Source organism: Arthrobacter sp. NicSoilB8 (genome assembly GCF_019977355.1).
Lineage (GTDB): Bacteria > Actinomycetota > Actinomycetes > Actinomycetales > Micrococcaceae > Arthrobacter.
Map to the genome: position 1 here is coordinate 1,831,521 of NZ_AP024655.1, position 19,812 is coordinate 1,851,332.

A 19,812-nucleotide genomic window follows, 5' to 3' on the forward strand; every position below is an offset into this window, starting at 1 on the left:
GACTGCCTTGGACGCCTTGGAAATCGCACGCTGGCAATTCGGAATCACCACGGTCTACCACTTCATGATGGTGCCCCTCACGATCGGCCTCGGGCTGGTGGTGGCGGTGATCCAGACGCTCTGGTACCGCACCGGCAAGCCGGAGTATCTCCGGATGACCAAGTTCTGGGGCAAGCTCTTCCTGATCAACTTCATCATGGGTGTCGCCACCGGAATTGTGCAGGAGTTCCAGTTCGGCATGGCCTGGAGCGAATACAGCCGCTTCGTCGGGGACGTGTTCGGCGCCCCGCTGGCCATGGAAGCGCTCCTGGCCTTCTTCGTGGAGTCGACGTTCCTGGGGCTGTGGATCTTCGGCTGGAAGCAGCTCAAGCCCGGCCTTCACCTGGCCTGCCTCTGGATCGCCGTGATCGGCTCGGTCTTCTCGGCCTACTTCATCATCGTGGCCAACAGCTGGATGCAGCACCCCGTCGGGGTCGAAATGGTCAACGGCCGGCCCGTCATGACCGACGCCTGGGCCGTCTTCACCAACAACACCGCCCTCGTCGCCGTGCCGCACACGCTCTTCGGCGCCCTCGCGGTCGCCGGGGCCTTCCTGCTCGGCATCGCCTGGTACCACCTGTGGCGCCGCCGCCACGACGGCATCGACACGGTCGGGGCCGACGGCAAGGTGATCCCCGGCGAGGCCGCCGGCATCCCCGGACGGGACCGCAACGACCACACCGTCTGGATCCGTTCGCTCCGGATCGGCGCCGTCGTCGCCATGATTTCCTTCGCGGGCACCGCCGTCACCGGGGACCTGCAGGGCAAACTCATGTTCGAACAGCAGCCCATGAAGATGGCCGCCGCCGAGGCAGCCTGCCACGACGGCACCGGCTTCTCCGTCCTCAGCGTCGGCAACGTCGGCTCCAAGAACTGCAACGACATCGTGGCCGTCATCGAGGTCCCCGGCATCCTGTCCTTCCTGGCCAAAGGCGACTTCAGCACCGAGGTGAAGGGTGTCAACAGCCTGCTGGACGAATACCAGGCCAAGTACGGCACCACCCTGCCGGACAACCCCATCTACGGAGACCGCGCCGGCCAGCAAATCCAGTACGTGCCGGTCATGGAAGTCACCTACTGGGGCTTCCGGATGATGATCGGCTTCGGCGGGCTGGCCGCCCTCGCAGCCCTCGTGGCGCTTTGGGCCACGCGCAAGGGAACCGTGCCGGCCTCCCGCGGCCTCATGCGCCTGGCGGTGTTCGGCATCCTCGCTCCGTTCGGTGCCAACGCCGCGGGCTGGATCTTCACCGAGATGGGCCGCCAGCCGTTCGTCGTCGCCCCGAACCCGGACCCGAGCGGAATCGACCAGGTCTTCATGTTCACCGCCGCGGCCGTCTCCCCGGGCGTTTCGGCCGGGGAGATCCTGACCTCCCTCGTGGTGCTGACCGCCATTTACGCGGTGCTGCTGGTGGTGGAGGTCAGGCTCCTGGTCAAATACATCCGCGGCGGCGTCGCCTCCTCCATGCCGGAGCTCGTGCACGCCCCGGCGGACAAGTCGGGCGACGGAACGCCCCCGGGCGGAACTCCGGGCAAGCCCGACGGCGACGACGTCCTGGCCTTCGCGTACTAAGCGCCCGCACAGCAACCCCACCTATTCAGCAACCCACACGAAGAAGCGCAGAGGATTCTCAGCATGGAACTGCTACCCACCATCTGGTTCATAGCCATCGCGGTGCTGTGGACGGGATATCTCTTTCTCGAGGGCTTCGACCTCGGCGTCGGCATGCTAATGAAGGGATTCGCCCGGAACAACACGGAGCGCCGCGTCCTGATCAACACGATCGGCCCGGTATGGGACGGCAACGAGGTCTGGCTCCTGACTGCCGGGGGTGCCACCTTCGCGGCGTTCCCGCTGTGGTACGCCTCGCTGTTCTCCGCACTGTACCTGCCGCTCCTGCTGGTCCTCGTGGCGCTCATCTTCCGTGCGGTCGCCTTCGAATACCGCGGAAAGGTGGACAACCCGAAGTGGCGCGCCCGCTGGGACTGGGCCATCTCGGCCGGTTCCTTCGTCGCAGCCTTCGGTGTGGGCGCCGCGCTGGCGCTGACCACCACGGGGCTGCCCATTGACGCCAACGGCGACCGCGTGGGCGGACCGTTCGCCTGGTTCAGCGGTTATGCCGTGCTTGGCGGTCTCGCTGTCGTCGGGTTCTCCCTCCTGCACGGACTCGGGTTCCTGGCGCTGAAGACCGACGGCGAGGTCCGTCACCGGGCGCGGGCGTGGTTCGTCCGGCTCCTGCCCGTACTGCTGCTGCCCATCGCCGGCTGGTCCGTGAGCCTGCAGCTGCTCAGCGGCGAGGCCTGGACCATGGCCGCCGTCGTCGCAGCCGTCGTGGCAGCAGTACTCGCCTGGAACTTCGCCCGCAAGGGTGCCGAGGGCCGTGCCTTCATGTCACTGGGGGCGTTCCTCCTGCTCGGCAGCGCATCCATCTTCGGTGCCGCGTTCCCCGTGGTGATGCCGTCCACCCTGGATTCCGCATTCAACCTGACAGTCACCAACGCCTCGTCCTCGGACTACACCCTGGGCCTGATGAGCATCGTGGCCTGCATCGGGCTGCCACTCGTCCTGGCATACCAGGCCTGGACGTACTGGGTGTTCCGGCGCCGGGTAAGCGCCGCACACATCCCCGAGGCCCACAGCTTCCTGCCCGCGATTGCCGCCAAAGCGCTCGCACCGAAGGACTAACTGCCTGATGAGACCGTTCCCCGCCGGCCCCGCAACCCGTTCCGCGCTCTACCTGCTGGGCCTGCTGGCCGCACTGAAGGCCCTGTCGCTCGTGCTGATGGCGCAGGCTGTCGCATCGATGCTCGCCGGTCTCGCGGCGCATGATCCTGCTTGGGCCGACCAGCTCGTCCTCGGGGTGGCCGGGGCCGTGCTGCGCTCACTGACCGTGTGGGCCCAGTCGGTGGCCTCGCGCCGGGCGGCGCTGGGGGTGAAGGAGGAGCTCCGCTCGCAACTTCTGGAGCGGGCGCTGAGGAGCGGAACACGGTCGGCCGGCCCGGCCGACGGCGGTCTCGCCGTCCTGGCCACCCGGGGGCTTGATGCGCTGGACAACTACTACACCCAGTTCCTGCCCGCCCTGGTGAACTGCGCGGCGATCCCGCTGCTGCTGGGCGCCCGCATCCTGTTCGCCGACTGGATCAGCGCGGTGGTGATCGTCCTGACGGTGCCCCTGGTGCCCCTGTTCATGGTGCTTATCGGGCGGTACACGGAGGAACGTGTCAGGGAAGCCCAGTCGGCGCTGGCCCGGCTCTCCGGCCACATGCTCGAGCTCGCCAAGGGCCTGCCCGTCTTGGTGGGCCTGGGCCGGGCCGCCGCCCAGCGCAAGGCGCTGGAGGAAATGTCCGAGGAATATCGTTCCCGGACCATGGGGACGTTGCGCACCGCCTTCCTCTCCGCACTGGCCCTGGAGCTCATCGCGACGATTTCCGTGGCGGTGGTCGCCGTGTTCATCGGCGTCCGCCTGGTTCACGGCGACATGGCGCTTGAGGCAGGGCTGCTTGCGCTCATCCTGGCTCCCGACTGCTACCTGCCCCTCCGCGAGCTGGGCACCGCACACCACGCCAGCGACGAAGGCCGGGCGGCGCTCGCCGAAACCACTGAGGTCCTTGCGGATCCGGGTGCCGTGCCGCTGAGCCCTGGCGATGCTGCTGGCGGGGCCGCGGGTGCGGCGGCTGGTCCGCCTGCGGTCACCGTGGACGGGCTCGCGGTCCGTTTCGGCGGCCGCACGGACGACGCCGTCGGGCCACTGAGCTTCACCGCCGCCGCCGGCCGGATCACGGCCCTCGACGGGCCCAGCGGCGCCGGCAAGAGCACGGTGCTCGGTGTCCTTGCCGGGACCGTCGGGACTGGTGCGGGAACGGCTGTCTCCGGACGCATCGGAGGATTCACGACGGCGGGGCTCGCCTGGGTTCCACAGCATCCCGTCATGGTGGCCTCCACGGTGCTGGACGAGGTCCGGCTGTATCTCGGCGCGCCAAGGTTTGGGCGGGACACCGCTGGGGCCGGCAGCCCGGCCCGCGCACGGACCACCACGCAGGCCATCACCGAGGCCGGCACCCGGGCTGGCGGGGAAAGCGATGCCGCGGCACGGCGCTGCCTCGAGGCGGTGGCGGCAGGGCACCTGACGGCCAAACACCCGGCCGAGCTGAGCCCGGGGGAGCTGCGGCGCGTGGCGCTGGCCCGCGGGCTGGCCAGGATCGAGGCCGGCGCCCGCCTGCTGCTCCTGGACGAACCGACCGCCCACCTGGACCGCGGAACGGCCAACGTGGTCAACCGGGCCCTCGCGGAGCTCCGCGGACAGGTCACCGTGCTGCTCGTCGCGCACGACCGGCAGACCCGGGAGCTGGCCGACACGCTTGTCGCGGTGGCGCCGCGCGGCGGCGGGTACAAGGGCACCGAGCATTTGGACTCCGCCACGCCGCTGCCGACATCCGCCGGGGGAGACGCGGACGTCCAGCCTGCAGCAGTCCGGCCCTTGGCCGCCAGCGGCCATGTCCGCGCAGCGGTCCCGGTCCCGGGCTCCTCTCCAGCCCCGGGCCCTCTTGCGGCGACGACCGCGACTATTGCGACGACCGCAATGACGACCGCGACGATGAGGACGCCGGCTGCGGCGCGGGTGCCGGCACGCCCGGTGGCCGACGTGACTTCTGCGGTCCAGTCCACAACCTCCGTTCCTGCTACGGACTCCACCGTCACGTCCGGTTCAGACAGCTCAGCCGGCTCAGACAGCTCAGCCAGCTCAGCAGGCTCAGTCGGTGCCCAGCTGCGGCGCCTGCTGGCCCCGGTGACGGGACGGTTTGCGGCCGCCGGAGCCGTGGGCACCCTCGCGGCCCTGTTCGCCGTGGCCCTCGCCGGGCTTTCCGGCTGGTTGATCATCCGCGCCAGCGAACAGCCGCCCATCCTGTATCTGCTCACCGCGATCGTCGGGGTGCGGTTCTTCGGCGTGGGCCGGGCGGGCCTGCGGTACGCCGAACGCCTACTGCTGCACGACGCCGTGTTCGCCGCCCTGACCCGGCTCCGGGGCCGGCTGTGGGAATCGCTGAGCCGGCGCGCCCTGTCACTGCGACGGCTCCTGCAGGGCGGCAACGTCCTGGGCACCGTGGTGGACGACGTCGACACCGTCCGGGAGCTGCTTCCCCGCGTCGTGCTGCCGCCGCTGACCGCCGTCGCGGTCGCCGCGGCCGCGATAGTCGGGATCGGGCTGTTGCTCCCCGCGGCGCTTCCTGCCGTGGTCGCAGCTGCGCTGCTCAGCATCGTCGTGGCCCCTGCGCTGGCCTTGGCCGCGGACCGGATGTCCGCAGGCACCGAACAGCGGCTCCGTTCCGAAGTGCTCCGCGACGTCGCCGCCGCCCTGGACGCCCGCGCGGAACTCCACGCGAACGGCGTGAGCGCGCCGGTGCTCGGCGCGATCAGCCGGGCCGACCGGTCCGCGACCGCCGCCTCGCAGCGTTCGGCGTGGGCGGAAGGGCTGGGCCAGTCCCTGACCGTGCTGGCCTGCGCCGGTGCCGCGCTGGCCAGCGCTGTACTGGCCGCCCCGCTGGCCCTCAGCGGCGCGGTGGAGCCGGCGACGGTCGCCGTCGTCGTCCTTGTGCAGCTCGCCCTGGTGGACCCCTACGCGGCCATCACGACGGCGGTGCGGCAGTATCCGGCGCTGCGCTCAGTGCTGCGGCGGATCAGCGAGGCCGGCGTTCTGGAACCGGGGGCGAACTCGCAGGGTGACGAAGCTGCCGGCGGCCTGGTGCCGGTGGCGGCACGGCCTGGCGGTACGCCCGGGATCGAACTCGTGGACCTTGCCGCCGCGTGGCCGGGCGGCGACAACGTCTTTGCCGGACTGACGGCCGAGGCCCGCCCTGGCCGCTGGCTCGCCGTGACAGGCGCATCCGGATCCGGCAAGTCCACCCTGCTGGCCGTGATCCTGGGCTTCCTGCCGGCCGCCGGTGGCCACCTGTTCCTGAGCGGCCGCGCCGCCTGGTGCCCGCAGGAAGCACACCTGTTTGACTCGACCATCCGCGGCAACCTTCTGCTGGCGCGGCCGGAGCCGCGCGCCGCCGGGGAAGCCGCGGCAGCCGACGTCGAGGACCAGATGCGTGCAAACCTGGACGCGGTGGGGCTCGGTCCTGTGCTCGCCCGGCTTCAGGACGGGCTGGACACCCGGATTGGACCGGGCGGCGCTTTTCTCAGCGGCGGCGAACGCCAGCGGCTGGCCGTCGCGCGCACACTCATGACCGGGGCCGATGTCATCCTGCTCGATGAACCCACCGCGCACCTCGATGCCGAGTCCGGGCGGCAGATGCTGGCCGAACTGCGGGACGGGCTAAGGGACCGGACCGTGGTCCTCGTGACCCACAACCCGGACGATATCGACGTCGCCGACACCCGCCTGGACCTCGACGCCGCTGCTGCCGCGGCGCCCGCGGGCCCCTCGGGCGAGGATCCGGTTCCGGCGGCGGTGCTGGCGCGGGGGTAGGCCGCCGATTAGCCTGTTGCCATGAACTACGACGGCGGGCCCCAGCCCCGGCAAGTGCCCGATTCCCGGCTGGTGTGGCGGGCGGCGGAGCACTCTGACCTCGACGCGTGGGCCGCGCTGATCGCCCGGACCGCCGCTGTGGAGCAGCCCGTCTGGTTCGAGCGGCGTGCCGACCTCGAACAGATCATGGACTCAAGGAACAACCCCGCCGCGGCCAACACCATCCTAGGCTTCGATCCGCAGGGGATTGCCCGGGCCTACGGCCGGATCACGAAGAACCGGGACGGGGACAAAGCGGTCGGCTCCGGCTGCGTCGATCCGGCATGGCAGGGGACCGGGATCGGCACCGCGCTGCTGGGCTGGCTGGAACAGCGGACCAGGGACCGCTTCGCCGAGGATGCCGGGGATGCCGGGGACGTTGTCCCGCGCCCGAGGCTGCGGCTCTACATGGAGCAGCAGCACCAACACCAAGCGGCCCTCTTCGCCGGGTCCGGCTATGGCATTGTCCGCTACTACAACGAGATGCACCGGCCGCTGAGCGAAGCGGTCCCCCATGCCGTCCTGGACCCCGGACTGGAGCTTGTGACGTTCGGGCCTGCGCTGCATGAGCCCGTGAGGCTGGCGCACAATGCCGCGTTTGAGGACCACTGGGGCAGCGAGCCCCGGGACGAGGAGGCGTGGGGATTCGTGGTGAACGATCCCCAGGCGCGCCCGGACCTGAGCGGCGTAGTGCTGGACCGTTCCACCGGAACGGTGGCGGGCTACCAGCTGGCCACCCACGACGCGGAAGGTGCCCTGACCCGCGGCTTCCGCGAGGGGTACACGGAACTCCTGGGAGTGCGGCGGGAGTTCCGGGGCCGGGGCATCGCACAGGTGCTCCTGGCCGATGCCATGCGCCGCTTCGCCGCGGCGGGAATGGACGTGGCCTCCCTGGATGTCGATTCGGAGAACCCGACCGGGGCCCTCGCACTCTACGTCAAAATGGGCTATACGGCGGTCAACCGGAGCATGGCATGGGACAAGGAAATCGAGCCGGCCACGCGCTAGGGGGCGTGTGTCCGGCGCATGCCGGCCCAGACGATCGCGGGGTTGAGGAAGGTCGAACGTTAGGCCCGGGAAGTACCGAGAGGAGGGCACATTGAGCAACGACCAGGTGGCACCTGAGACGAAAGGTGTCACATCGGAGTTACTTGCAACGGTTGACCTTGGCCCTGAGATCGAGGGCATGGCAGGGCGCCAACTGCGAATGCGTATGGTTACCATCGAGCCGGGAGGCGTCTTCGGCCCGGTTCACGACCATAAAGGCCGGCCCGGCATCGTCTACGTCCTGGAAGGAACGATTACTGACCATCGGAATGGGGTCGCCACGGACTATGGGCCGGGGGTGGGCTGGCCGGGGGACAGGGACACCACGCACTGGCTTGAGAACAGAGGAACGATTCCGGCGTTGGAGATTTCGGTCGACATAGTCAGCCACGAGTAGGCCCACGCCTGACTTTCAACGACCTCAGCCACAACGGCCGGGGCAGCGTTACACGCGCCAACCGTCGACGGTCTATCCGTCCACGTCGTGGAGGTGATGGACGACGTCGTGCAGGAAGTACTGCGCGAACGTCAGGACGGTGAACACCGAGCCGTTGCTCCGGGTTCCCTTGCGGCCCCAGTCCTCTTCCCGGACACGGGCGAAGGACGCGGCAATCTGCTCGCCCTCAGCGGTGAGCTCGGTGCCGACCTCGGCCGGGTCGGCACTGGCGTAGTCCTGTTCTACGGCCGCTTTGTCCTGGTCCCAGTCGTCGAACCGGGCGTCGTCCTCGGTCAGCATCAGGGACAGGCGGTGATCGAAGACTGTGAAGACGTCCCGGACGTGGCAGGCATACTCGAGGACAGACCACGTGGCCTCATCGGGACGTTCAGTTGCGTCCGGCCGGCGGAGGGCGGCGCGCCAGCGCGGAAGCATGCTGGTGACGATGCCGGGTACGGTGGCGGGGGTCGCAACGGAGGCATCGAAACCGCACTCGGGGCAGGGCCGTGACAGGACCCAAGTCCAGTCCTTGGTATCCGGGATGATAGGCATTCCAGCAGTGTAAATGCATTCTTCCCGCCCGGCACCTCTTCCTTGCGGTATCGGGGTGTCCCGATCCATTCGGGCGCGGACTCAGAGAGCACCAAAGCAACGCGGGGTCACTTCGCGCCCATCCGGACCGCCCTGATGGGCGCGAAGTGACCCCGCGTTGCTCTTGAAGCGGCGGAAGTTCGGCCCGGGTTTTTCAGGTACGCCGGGCGCCGTGAGGAGTAAAATTCCTTCCGGGGGGCGGGCCTGGAAAGAGAATAGCCATGCTCAAGGACAAGCAAGTCGACGCAGTGCTCCCGGCGGCGGACATCGCCCGTGCACGTGATTTCTACCGTGACAAGCTCGGGCTTGAACCCGAAAACCCCGACGCCGAGGACAACCTGCAGTACAAGTGCGGCGGCGGAACCGGCTTCCTCCTGTACCAGACCCCTAACGCCGGAACGGCCAAGAATACGCAGATCGGCTGGTCGGTTGACGACCTGCCGGCTGCCGTCGAGGAGCTCCGGGCCAAGGGGGTTGTCTTCGAGGAATACGATTTCCCGGGCCTGAAAACCGAGAACGGCATTGCCACCATGCCGGACGGAAGTTCGGCCGCGTGGTTCCTGGACACCGAGGGCAACATCCTGAGTCTGAACCACATGGCCTAGGTGCAGCCCACTGACCGCCGACACATCCGTGTCAGGTTGTTGGCTGCCTCCAACACAATAAAGAGCCCGGTGAGGCCGCGAAGCTGCGGCCCCGCCGGGTTCTGCGCAGCCCGTGCCGGCAGTGGCGCCTCACCTCGAAGTCGAAATCTCAGGTTCCACCGTGGGCCCAACACCGCTCCGGGTTCGCAGGTCCGTCCACCCCGGCGATTCGCCACGAATGGCCGCAAAGCCCGGCACTTAGCGGCCATTCGTGGCGAACGGCGCAGCGGCGGGCCGGGCCGTTGACCCCTTCGCCGGAAGCGGGCCGGGCCTTCGGGTCGCTGGCGCCCTAGCCCTCGGCGTCCTCGGCAGCTTCGGCTTCCTCCGGCCACGCCATGCTGGGGCCGATGGCGTCGATCGCCTGCGACAGCGGGATTCCGGAGCCGTCGCGGCGGCCGTGCTCACCGGGGAGTGAACGCGCCACGCCAGCCAGGGAGGAAGCCTTGGCGGGACCGTGGCCGGCCCAGGCGAGGAGCAGGGTGTCCTCGCCCTTGAGGAAACGGTGTGCCCGCACCCCGGCCGTGGCCCGGCCCTTGGCGGGGTATTCGGCCAGCGCGGTGACTTTCGCAGCCCCGGGAGCGGTGCCCGGGAGGGCGCCTTCGGTCCCCGCGATGGTCACGACGTCGGCTGCGGCATCAGCGGGGCTGGCGGTCCCGAAAAACAGGACCCGGTCCCCGGCGGCCAGCTTGATCCCGGCCATGCCGCCCGCGGTCCGGCCCTGCGGGCGGACGGCGGAGGCACCGAAGCGCAGCAACTGGGCCTCGCGGGTGATGAAGACGAGGTCGACGTCGTCGGAGTTGGCAGGGGCGACCCCCACCACGGTGTCCTTGTCCTTGAGCGCGATCACTTCCCAGTCCTCGCGGTTCAGCGGATAGTCCGGCTGCACCCGCTTGACCACGCCCTGGGCGGTTCCGACTGCGAGGATCTGGTCCAGCGGCGCGAAGGCCACCAGCGACTCGCCCTTGAGCAGGGTGATGAAATCCTTGGCCGGCACGCCGCCGGCCATATTCGGGGTACCCGAGGTCGGCGGCAGCACGGGCATGTCCATGACCTGCAGGCGGAGCATGCGGCCCTGCGAGGTCACGGCCGCGATCTCGCCGCGGGCGGAGGTCTTGACCACGGAGGCGAACACGTCATGCCGGGTCCGGGGGCCGGCCTCGGCGAGGCTGTCCTGGTTGGCGGTGCGGGCGATCTGTCCGGATGCCGTGAGGATGGCCCAGCAGGGGTCGTCCGCGATCTCGAGGGCCAGCGGCGCGGCCTTGCCTTTGGCTCCCGGAGCGGCGGCCAGGGAGGCTGCCACGGTGGGGGAGACGGCCTCGGATTCCAGCAGCACGGTCCGGCGCGGTGTGCCGTACTTCTCCGCGATCTCGGCGAGTTCGTCAGAAACCAGGGCGCGGAGCAGTGCGGGGGAGTTCAGGATGGCCTCGAGCTCCGCGATCTCCCGGCGAAGTTCCTCCTGCTCCTTTTCCAGTTCGATCCGCGAGTACTTGGTCAGCTGCCGCAGCCGCAGTTCCAGGATGTAGTTGGCCTGGATCTCGGAGAGGTCGTAGATGGACATCAGCCGGGTCCGGGCGGCCGCGACCTCGTCGGAGGACCGGATGATCTGGATGACCTCGTCGATGTCCACGATCGCGATCAGCAGGCCTTCGACCAGGTGCAGGCGGTCCTTCTTCTTGCCCAGCCGGAAGGCCGTGCGGCGCCGGACGACGTTGATCCGGTGGTCCACGTAGACCGAGAGCAGCTGGAGCAGCCCGAGAGTCTGCGGCTGGCCGTCCACGAGGGTGACGTTGTTGATGCCGAAGGAATCTTCCATCGGTGTGTAACGGTAGAGCTGCTGGAGCACGGCCGTGGGATTGAAGCCGTTCTTGAGCTCGATGACCAGCCGCAGCCCGTGCTTGCGGTCCGTGAGGTCCACGATATCGCTGATGCCGGTGAGCTTCTTGCCGTTGACGGCGTCCTTGATCTTCTCGATCACCTTCTCCGGGCCCACCATGTACGGCAGCTCCGTCACCACCAGGCCGGTACGGCGGGCCGAGAGCTGCTCGATCTCCACCTTCGCGCGGGTCTTGAAGGAGCCGCGGCCCGTGGCGTAGGCGTCGCGGATGCCGTCCAGACCCACGATCCGGCCGCCGGTGGGCAGGTCCGGGCCGGGGACGAACTTCATGATGTCCTCGAGCGTCGCGTCCGGGTAGTCGATGAGGTGCCGGGCGGCGGCGATGACTTCCACGAGGTTGTGCGGGGCCATGTTCGTGGCCATGCCGACGGCGATGCCGGTGGCGCCGTTGACCAGCAGGTTGGGGAACGCGGCCGGGAGCACGTCCGGCTGGGTCAGCTGGTTGTCGTAGTTGGGAACGAAGTCGACGACGTCCTCGTCAAGGTGGTCCGTGAGCGTCAGGGCCGCGGCCGCCAGCCGGGCCTCCGTGTAGCGGGGGGCGGCCGGGCCGTCGTCGAGCGAGCCGAAGTTGCCGTGACCGTCGATCAGCGGCAGCCGCAGGGAGAAGTCCTGGGCCATGCGCACCATGGCGTCGTAGATCGCGGCGTCGCCATGCGGGTGCAGCTTGCCCATGACCTCGCCCACCACGCGGGCGCTCTTGACGTGGCCGCGGTCCGGGCGCAGCCCCATGTCGCTCATCATGTACAGGATGCGCCGCTGCACGGGCTTCAGACCGTCGCGGGCATCCGGGAGAGCCCGCGAGTAGATCACCGAATACGCGTATTCGAGGAACGAGCCTTCCATCTCGGAAGTGACATCAATATCGACGATGTTCTCTACGAATATTCCTGCGGAATCCTGGCTGGCGTCCCCTGCCGGGGGCGTGGTTTGGCGGCGTGCCATGGGGCTGGTGGGTCCTTCTGAGGGGTGCTGAACGGGTACTGCGTAAGTTTATGACTAGGCTAAGCCTATGGTGGATCAGCCCGCGGACGGCGTATATCCGGAATATTGGGAAGCCGATGTTGTCCTGCGCGACGGCGGTACTGCGCATGTGCGCCCCATCCACCCCTCCGATGCGGACGCGGTTCAGGCCTTCCACGTGGGCCAGTCCCAGAAATCCATCTACATGCGCTTCTTCGCGTTCAAGTCCCGCCTCTCCGGCAAGGAGCTCAAGCGCTTCACCGAAGTGGACTACAAGGACCGGGTGGCCCTGGTGATCACCATCGGCGGCGAAATCCTGGGGATCGGCCGCTACGACCGGCTGGACGACCCCGCCGAGGCCGAGGTCGCCTTCAACATCGCCGACGCCCACCAGGGCCGCGGGATCGGCTCTATCCTGCTGGAACACCTCGCGGCCGCCGCCCGCGAAAACGGGATCCGCAAATTCAGCGCCGAAGTACTCCCCGAAAACCGCAAGATGCTCATGGTGTTTTCCGATGCCGGCTACGACGTCAAACGGCACTTCGACGACGGCGTGGTCAGCCTTGAGTTCAACATCGACCCCACCGACAAGTCCCGGGCCGTCATGGAATCCCGCGAGCACCGCGCCGAGGCCCGCAGCATCCAGGAACTGCTCGCCCCGTCCTCCGTGGCCGTGATCGGCGCGAGCCGCAAGTGGGGCACCGTGGGCTACCAGCTGCTCGAACACATCATCGAGGGCGGCTTCTCCGGCCCGGTCTACGCGATCAACCCGGAGGCCCTGGAACTGGCCGGCATGCTCTCCTTCGCCCGGCTCTCCGAGGTCCCCGGCCCGGTCACGCTCGCCATCATCGCGGTCCCTTACGACGAGGTCCCCAAAGTGGTCCAGGACTGCGCCGACGCCGGGGTCAAGGGGATCGTGGTGGCCACCGCCGGGTACGCGGACGACGGCGAACGCGGCCTCGCCCGCCAGCGCGAACTTGTGCGGCAGGCCCGCGCCAACGGCATGCGCGTCATCGGCCCGGCCTCGCTCGGCATCGTCAACACCAACCCGGCCGTCTCGCTCAACGCCTCGATGGCGCCGGCCCTGGCCCGCCGCGGCGGGCTGGGGCTGTTCAGCCAGTCGGCCGCGATCGGCGTGTCCCTCTACGCCGCCTCCAGCCGCCGCCGGGTAGGCATCTCGACCTTCCTTTCCGCCGGCAACCGCGCCGACGTCTCCGGCAACGACATGATGCAGTACTGGGAGGACGACGCCGACACCACGGCGGTGGGCCTGTACCTGGAATCGATCGGCAATCCGCGCAAGTTCTCCCGGCTGGCCCGCCGCCTGGCCCGGACCAAGCCCGTGATCGTGGCCAAGTCAGACGCCATGGGCCTGAACCTGCCGCCCGGGCACGCCGTCCGCACCACCCAGGCGCCCCCCGAAGCCCTGGACGCCATGATGCGGCAGGCCGGCGTGATCCGGGTGGAGACCATCGAAGAGCTCATGGACGTCGCCCAGATCGTGTCGAGCCAGCCGCTGCCCAAGGGCCCCGGCATCGCCGTCTTCAGCAACTCGCGCGCCCTGGGCAAGGTGGTGGCAGACAGCGCCGCCGTTCAGGGGCTCGGGGTGGAACGGATCGTGACCGACGTCGACCTCGACGCCGGGATGTCCCGCGCGCTGCCGGCCCTGCGGCACAGCCTGCAGGAAACACTGACCTCGGACACTGTGCACGCGGTGGTGGTGGCGCTGCTTCCGGCCCGCGGGCTCACGGTCGAAAAGATCGCCGGCGTGCTGGGCGAATGTTCCGCGGCAGCAGGCAAGCCCGTCGTCGCCGCGTTTAGCGGAATCCTTGATCCTTCCATCTACGTGGAGGGCATGGTCGGCGCGGAACCGGAGCAACCAGGCCAGGCATTTCTCACGCCTCCGGTTCCCTGCTACTCCAACCCGGGGGCGGCGGTGGCGGCCCTGGCCGCCGTCGTGCGTTACGCCCAGTGGCTGGACCGGGACCAGGGCCTCTTCGTGGAACCCGAAGGCTGCCACCCGGACGCTGCCCGGGCGGACCTGGAGCACCTGCTGCGCAATGTGGGCGGCGAGCAGCTCGTCCGGCTGGACCAGGACACTGCCGCGCGGGTGCTGGGCCACTACGGCATCCGGGTGGTTCCGTCCGCGGGTTTCGAGACGGCGGAGGAGGCCGTGGCGGCCGCCGAAAGGCTCGGCTGGCCCGTGGCACTGAAGACCACGGATCCGGCACTGCGGCACCGGCTGGACCTTGGCGGCGTGCGGCTGGACATCCCGGACGCCGATTCTCTGCGGCGCAACGTGCTGCAGATGCGCAAATCGCTGGAGCGGTACGGATCCCCGTCCCTCGAAGTGCAGACGATGGTCCCGGTGGGGCAGGCCTGCACCTTCCGTGCCATAGAAGACCCGTTGCTGGGCCCGGTGATCTCCTTCGGCCTGGCCGGAGACGCCGTGAACCTGCTCGATGACTGGGCCCACCGAGTGCCGCCGCTTTCCGGCTCCGACGTCCGCGACTTCATCCGGGCGCCCCGGGCCTCAAGGAAACTCTTCGGGTATCAGGGCCTGCCCGCCGTCGACGTTGCGGCGCTGGAGGATCTCGCCGCCCGGCTTACACGGCTCAAGGACAACCATCCGGAGGTGGCGCTCGTGGACTTCAACCCCGTTCTCGCCGGCCCGGACGGTGCCTCCATCCTGGCCGCCGACGTCCGGATCGCCAACGCCGCCCAGCGGACGGACAGTGCCCGCCGCGCCATGCGCAGTTAGACCCTCAGCCGCAGGGGCTCCCGGCGGGTCGCGTGCCGGCTCATGTGACGGGTCGTGTGCCGGGTCGTCGGGCGGGCCAGCTGCAGGGTCAGCGTCTGGGGCGGCGCCGGGTCAGCGGCCGGTGCCGCCGCCGGCGCTGTTCCCGTAGCCGCTGTTCCGGGCCCGACAGTTAGCAAGTCCCCAGCCAATCTGTGAAAATGGAGACCATGAGCTTCCAGCCATCCACACCCAAGCCCCTGGCGACTGCCCCCGGACGCCAGACCGCGCACCACCACGGACTCCACGACCACAGTGCGCAGGGCCAGAGCCTGGAAGGGTCTCTCCAGCAGGCCGGGTTCTACCCGCGGCTCGTGGCCGACGTCGTCGCCGACGCCCTGGACGGCCGCGACTGCGTGGCCCACCTGGTCCATCTCGAGACACACTTCGACCGTGCGGAGGTCCGCCGCCACATCACGGTCCTGGTCCTGACGGAGGACATGCTGGTCATCACCCATGTGGACGACCAGCAGCTCGACGAGGCCGGTGAGCAGACCGTCGCCCAGGTGTCGACCGAGTCCGTCCCCGTGACACAGATCCGCTCTGTGGTCCTGAGCTACGTCTACGCCCAGCCGCAGGACTACAAGCCTTCCGACCCGGTCCGTGAGCTGACGCTGTCCATTGCCTGGTCCGGCGGCCAGCGCCTCGACGTGGGCCCGGCCAGCTGCGGGGACCCGCAATGCGAAGCCGATCATGGCTACAGCGGCACCATCGCGCAGGAAGACATCGTCCTGCGGATCAGCGCCGAAGCGGACGGTCTGCAGGCAGTTCAGGACGCCAAGCTCTTCGCCCGGGCCCTCCGCGCCGTGAACACCGGTTCCGCGGCACCGGTCCAGCACACCGGGCCCGGCCTGCCGCCCCGGCCACGGATGGGCGTGTTCGGGAACCGCCTCAGCCGCGGTCATCAGCGCTGACGTGGCCCGGGTCCGTGTGTCAGAGCCCGCGCAAGATGAGCTGCCGGATCCGGTCCTGAGTACGTCGACGGCCACGGCCGTCGGCGCGTCCCCGCTTCCGCCCGCCCCGGCGTTCGGCCAACGCTCCATCGCCGAGGTCCTGACGAGTGCGGCGGCCAGCCTCGGCGTCCCGGGTTTTGAGAACAAACTGAATCTTCCGGCCGCCAAACGGGTCTGTGTGGTGCTGGCCGACGGGCTGGGCCGCAACCTGTTGAAGCAGAAGACCGCCCACACTCCGTTTCTCCGGTCGGTCCTGCAGGCCGGCCAGGGCAATGTTCCCGTGTCCCTGGACTCGGCCTTCCCGTCCACCACCGCTGCTTCGCTTGCGAGTTTTGGCACCGGGCTGTCGGCCGGCCAGCATGGCATGGTGGGCTATGACGTCCTGGACCCGGACCAGGACCGGGTAGTGAACATGCTCGGCAACTGGGACGCCGGCGTGGACCCGCAAACGTGGCAGCCGTTCCCCACCGTTTTTGAACGGGCCGCCGACCACGTCGACGTCACCACCGTCAGCCTGCCGCAGTTCAGCACCTCGGCCATGACCCAGGCCGCGCTCCGCGGCGGGCGGTTCATCACCGGAACCACCTCCCACGCCCGGACCGGCGCGGCCGCCGAGGCCATGGCCGGCGCCGGGTCCTCGCTGATGTACTTCTACGTCAACGAGCTCGACAAGGCCGGGCACCGCTACGGCTCCCAGTCACCCCAATGGGAACACCAGCTCGAAGAACTCGATGCCACCGTGCGGAGGCTCAACGCCACCCTGCCGCCCGGCACCACCATCTTGCTGACGGCGGACCACGGCATGGTGGATGTGCCCGAGTCGCAGCGGATTGACTATTCCGCGGAGCCGGCCCTGCTTGCGGGCGTGCGGCATACGGCCGGCGAGCCGCGGATGGTCCACCTGTACCTTGAGGATGGAACCGACGACGCCGCCCGCACCCGTCTGCTGGCAGACTGGCGGTCCCGCTTCGGAGACAGAATTTGGGCATTCACCCGTGAGGAAGCGATCGCCGGCGGGCTGTTCGGCGACGTCCGGGCCGAGGTCACGCGGCGGATCGGCGATGTCATGATCGCGGCCCGTGACTCGCTGGCCCTCTACGACACGCGCCGGGTGCGGCCCACGGCCCTGGAGGTTGTGGGCCAGCACGGGTCCCTGACGAAGGCCGAGCGTGAAGTTCCCCTGCTGTGTTTCAAGGCGGACGGCAAGAAAGCGCCCCGCGGCTGACCGCGGGCTTAAGCGGGAATCGCGGGGGAGCCGGACCCGCGGCCGGCCAGCCTCGCTGCGGTGTACTGGCGTGTTGCCGGCCGCTTACTGGTCGTTGCGGGTCCCGAACACAATTTCGTCCCAGCTCGGGACACTCGATCTCTTGGGCTTGGCCGGCTGGCGCTCCGGCTGCTCGGAGCTGGCGTCGTTCCGGGCCGGGCCCTGGGACTCGCGGTGCTGCCGGCGGGAGCTGCCGCCGCCGATCAGCTCGTCCAGGCCCGGGCTTGCGGTCGGCGATTTGCCGGCCGGGCGCAGTTGCGAGGCCGCGATGGTGACTTCCCGCGTCTCGGTGCTGACGCCGTCGTGCAGCTTCAGGACGTCGTCCTCCTCGGGGAGCCGCGGTGCCAGCGTCAGCCGGGACAGCATGGACGGCCTGCCGTCGCGCCGACGCGTGAAGGCGTCGCTTTCCGTCGGGGAGGCCGCCTCCGCGGCCGGAACGGCCGGCTGCCCGGGGTCGGCGTCGTCGGCGTCCACCGCGCCACCGGGCGCGCCGGCGTCGGTGTGGGTATCAACAGATTCAGCCGCCGACTCCGGTTCCGTCGCCTCCACAACCTCGGAATCCTCGGGCGCTTCGGTCACCTCGGCGGGCCGGGGGTGGGCCGCCGGGACTCCTGCGCTCAGAAGCATGGCAAGAGCGTCGTCTGCGTCCTCGTCCACACCGATCCGGTGGCCGCGGCGGGAACGCAGCATGTCCAGGAGCCCGTCGGCGTCCTGCTCCTGGTGGATCCGGTCCTGTTGCAGCAGCATCTGGTGGATGATGCTGTGCTGGCCGGTCGCCGTGCGGGCCGCGGCCTCGGCGTCGGTTTCAAAGTCAAAAGGCCGGTCGGAGACGGCGGTGAGCCGTCGCGTCGGGACGGGGCCTTCGAGCGGCTCAAGTTCGCTGAGCTGCTGGGCCCAGCGGTTGGCGTTTTGCAGCGATTTCCGGGCAGGATGGAAGGTCCACATGGCCGGCGGCTCCTCGCCGATCCCGGCCGGGCCGCCGGGCTTGGGCTCGAAGCGGGCCACAACGTTCCAACTGCCGTCTGGGCGGCGCCAGGAGTCCCACTCCAGTGTTGAGGGTTCGACGCCGTAAGCCCTCAGGCGGTGCTCGACCATGTCGCTGAGGGACGCAGGGTTTTCACCGAACACTGACCGGTAGACGTCGTGGCCCGGGACGGGGGAGGCCACTTCCACCTTGCGGGCCTGCTGGGCGATGTACTCCCGTTCGGCGAGGACGGGCCCTTCGTAGCGCCGGACCTTGTCCAGTGGAATACCGGACAGCTCCGCCACTTCGGTGGCCGTGGCTCCGTTGCGGATCCTGGTCTGGATATCGCGCGGAGACATGGCAATAGGTGGCGCGGCCGCGCTGGCGGCGGCCTTCGCGGCCGTCCTGCTGGCAGCCACCCTCAGTGCTTCATCGATCGGCAGCTGGAACATCGCGCCGCCGGTGCCACTCAACAGGAGATGCTCTCCGTCGTCGTGGACGCCTACAAGCCGTAGATCCTGCATACAAATCCTCCACCCTGGCATTACTAACAATCGAAACTCTGCCACCAGCGGGACTCATTTCGGGTTAGGACGGCAGGCGCGCCGTGATTTTCCGCGACTTTCCGCCGGTTCTGGCCGGTCTGCGGAAGATAAGCGGAGCAAGGGACCGGCGGGCTCTGGCGTTCGGCGGGCGCTTAAGCAAAAATGACCGACACCGGGCACAAAAACCGCATGTCCGGCGTTGACATCGGTGAACCGCTCCAAGTGCCCAGGGTTACCAGCCCGGCAGGGCCCCTGGAACGGCGAACCAATCGAGCGAATGCGGAGTGTGAGCAACAAATAATGGCGACTGATTACGATGCGCCGCGCAAGACCGAGGAAGACCTCAGCGAGGATTCGATCGAGGCTTTGAAGTCGCGGCGTACGGAGAAGCCTTCCGCCGTGGTGGATGAAGACGAGTCCGACCTTGCCGAAGGCTACGAACTTCCCGGCGCTGATCTGTCCGGGGAGGAACTGCTGGTCCGGGTCCTGCCCGCCCAGGCAGACGAATTCACCTGTGCCTCCTGCTTCTTAGTCCGCCACCGTTCGCAGATTGCCCGCGAAAAGGACGGCCTCAAGTACTGCAAGGACTGCGAGGGATAGACAGCGGCAGTCAGGACTTCAGTGCGGCGATCAACTGCTCCGGGTGGCGGGTTGATGTGAGCCAGTAAGGGGTGCGATCCGAGGGGTCCTCGATTTCGATCCGGACCACCGGGTCCACCCAGCCGCGGATACACAGGAACGCCAGCCCATTGAGCCGGGTTCCCCGTTCGGCCGTCGCTTCCTTGCCGCGGAAGGCTGATGCCTGTCCCAGGTAGCCGCGCTCGATCGTGGCCCGGCCCACCTTGAGGGTCGACTTCGTGACGATGATGGACGGCGTGGACAGAACCAGCAGCACGGAGATGATGACGAAGAGCACAATTGCCGCGGTAATCCCGGCCCAGATGCTGATGGGCGCGAGCATGAGAATTCCGGCGCTGGAAAGCCCTGCCGACACCAACCAGATCCAGAAGTTCGGCCAGAGCTTCTCGGTGTAAAGAACAGTGGAGTCGCTCGGGGCGCTCTTGGGGGCAGGCGCAGCTGCGCTGGATTCGGGCATGAGTCCAGCTTTCCACCTTTCGCGGGCTATTTCATCTCGGCGCCAACCCGCGCCGACCCCGCCTGGGGCGTGCGCG

At 68.9% G+C, this 19,812-nt stretch carries 14 protein-coding genes; 10 read left to right on the forward strand and 4 right to left on the reverse strand.

The features are described from left to right. Window positions 1-7: 7 nt before the first annotated feature. The 5 genes from LDO15_RS08150 to LDO15_RS08170 all read left to right on the forward strand — a co-directional run bounded on the left by LDO15_RS08150 (window position 8) and on the right by LDO15_RS08170 (window position 7,989). Window positions 8-1,609, forward strand: a complete 1,602-nt coding sequence (locus LDO15_RS08150; RefSeq protein ID WP_223985799.1) for a cytochrome ubiquinol oxidase subunit I — start codon at window positions 8-10, stop codon at window positions 1,607-1,609. Between the two features lie 63 nt (window positions 1,610-1,672). Further along, window positions 1,673-2,722, forward strand: coding sequence for a cytochrome d ubiquinol oxidase subunit II (cydB, locus tag LDO15_RS08155; RefSeq protein WP_223985802.1), 1,050 nt, complete (start codon window positions 1,673-1,675; stop codon window positions 2,720-2,722). 7 nt (window positions 2,723-2,729) lie between these two features. After that, window positions 2,730-6,506: a thiol reductant ABC exporter subunit CydD gene (gene cydD / locus LDO15_RS08160; RefSeq protein ID WP_223985805.1), complete on the forward strand. Its 3,777-nt coding sequence runs from the start codon at window positions 2,730-2,732 to the stop codon at window positions 6,504-6,506. Window positions 6,507-6,527: 21 nt separating this feature from the next. Next, entirely contained in the window at window positions 6,528-7,553 is a 1,026-nt protein-coding gene (locus tag LDO15_RS08165) for a GNAT family N-acetyltransferase (protein WP_223985807.1), read from the forward strand. A 91-nt stretch (window positions 7,554-7,644) separates the two neighbouring features. Next, window positions 7,645-7,989: a cupin domain-containing protein gene (locus tag LDO15_RS08170; RefSeq protein ID WP_223985809.1), complete on the forward strand. Its 345-nt coding sequence runs from the start codon at window positions 7,645-7,647 to the stop codon at window positions 7,987-7,989. Between the two features lie 72 nt (window positions 7,990-8,061). Here the strand turns inward: LDO15_RS08170 and LDO15_RS08175 are convergent, their stop codons facing one another. Continuing rightward, window positions 8,062-8,580 (reverse strand): DinB family protein, encoded by a 519-nt coding sequence (locus LDO15_RS08175; RefSeq protein ID WP_223985811.1) that lies wholly within the window; start codon window positions 8,578-8,580, stop codon window positions 8,062-8,064. Between the two features lie 260 nt (window positions 8,581-8,840). On the opposite strand from LDO15_RS08175, the gene LDO15_RS08180 reads away from it, so the two are divergent. Then, window positions 8,841-9,224: a VOC family protein gene (locus LDO15_RS08180; RefSeq protein ID WP_223985813.1), complete on the forward strand. Its 384-nt coding sequence runs from the start codon at window positions 8,841-8,843 to the stop codon at window positions 9,222-9,224. A 328-nt stretch (window positions 9,225-9,552) separates the two neighbouring features. On the opposite strand, the gene LDO15_RS08185 is transcribed toward LDO15_RS08180, so the two are convergent. After that, a complete protein-coding gene (locus LDO15_RS08185; protein WP_223985815.1) occupies window positions 9,553-12,099 on the reverse strand; it encodes a DNA topoisomerase IV subunit A in 2,547 nt (848 codons plus the stop codon). Between the two features lie 67 nt (window positions 12,100-12,166). Between LDO15_RS08185 and LDO15_RS08190 the strand changes: the two genes are divergently transcribed. The 3 genes from LDO15_RS08190 to LDO15_RS08200 all read left to right on the forward strand — a co-directional run bounded on the left by LDO15_RS08190 (window position 12,167) and on the right by LDO15_RS08200 (window position 17,092). Next, entirely contained in the window at window positions 12,167-14,878 is a 2,712-nt protein-coding gene (locus LDO15_RS08190) for a GNAT family N-acetyltransferase (protein WP_223985817.1), read from the forward strand. A 206-nt stretch (window positions 14,879-15,084) separates the two neighbouring features. Then, complete coding sequence (locus LDO15_RS08195; protein WP_223985820.1) at window positions 15,085-15,828, forward strand: DUF5998 family protein; 744 nt, start codon at window positions 15,085-15,087, stop codon at window positions 15,826-15,828. Window positions 15,829-15,868: 40 nt separating this feature from the next. Next, a complete protein-coding gene (locus LDO15_RS08200) occupies window positions 15,869-17,092 on the forward strand; it encodes a nucleotide pyrophosphatase/phosphodiesterase family protein (RefSeq protein WP_223987199.1) in 1,224 nt (407 codons plus the stop codon). Window positions 17,093-17,176: 84 nt separating this feature from the next. Here the strand turns inward: LDO15_RS08200 and sepH are convergent, their stop codons facing one another. Then, window positions 17,177-18,619, reverse strand: a complete 1,443-nt coding sequence (sepH, locus tag LDO15_RS08205) for a septation protein SepH (RefSeq protein ID WP_223985823.1) — start codon at window positions 18,617-18,619, stop codon at window positions 17,177-17,179. Window positions 18,620-18,940: 321 nt separating this feature from the next. On the opposite strand from sepH, the gene LDO15_RS08210 reads away from it, so the two are divergent. Next, window positions 18,941-19,240 (forward strand): DUF4193 domain-containing protein, encoded by a 300-nt coding sequence (locus tag LDO15_RS08210; protein ID WP_223985826.1) that lies wholly within the window; start codon window positions 18,941-18,943, stop codon window positions 19,238-19,240. Window positions 19,241-19,250: 10 nt separating this feature from the next. On the opposite strand, the gene LDO15_RS08215 is transcribed toward LDO15_RS08210, so the two are convergent. Then, window positions 19,251-19,736 (reverse strand): DUF3093 domain-containing protein, encoded by a 486-nt coding sequence (locus tag LDO15_RS08215; protein WP_223985829.1) that lies wholly within the window; start codon window positions 19,734-19,736, stop codon window positions 19,251-19,253. Window positions 19,737-19,812 lie beyond the last annotated feature (76 nt).